Raw genomic sequence first — 596 nt, forward strand, 5'->3', positions numbered from 1 at the left:
CTGCCGGGGTTTTCCGCCGCTGCCGGGTTCACGGTGTCGTTGGCCCCGATGACCAGGACGGTGTCCGTGTCAGAGAAATCATCATTGATCTCTTCCATGCCCAGCACGATGTCGTAAGGCACCTTGGCTTCGGCCAGCAACACGTTCATGTGGCCCGGAAGACGACCCGCCACCGGATGAATGCCGAAGCGGACATTGATACCGTCCGCGCGCAGTTTCTGGGTGATCTCATAGATCGGATGCTGGGCCTGGGCCACGGCCATGCCGTATCCCGGGGTGATGATGACGGACTTGGAGCCTTTCAGCAGTTCCGCCACATTGTCCGCGCTGATCTCCACCGGATCACCGTACTCTTCATCCCCGTGGTCCACCGGATCATTCCCAAAGCCGCCGGCGATGACGCTGATAAAGGAGCGGTTCATGGCCTTGCACATGATGTAGGACAGAATCGCCCCGGACGAGCCCACCAATGCCCCGGTGATGATCAGCAGATCATTGGACAGCATGAATCCCGCCGCCGCGGCCGCCCAACCCGAATAGCTGTTCAACATGGAAATGACCACGGGCATGTCGGCCCCACCGATGGAGGACACCAG

General features: G+C 60.4%; 1 protein-coding gene. It reads right to left on the minus strand.

Features of this window, described 5'->3' with window-relative positions; all coding sequences use genetic code 11:
* Positions 1 to 596 (minus strand): NAD(P)(+) transhydrogenase (Re/Si-specific) subunit beta (locus tag BTA51_RS28900; protein WP_210404951.1); only part of this gene is annotated, 596 nt, incomplete at both ends.

The sequence above is a fragment of the Hahella sp. CCB-MM4 genome, from assembly GCF_002260525.1.
Taxonomy (GTDB): Bacteria; Pseudomonadota; Gammaproteobacteria; order Pseudomonadales; family Oleiphilaceae; genus Hahella.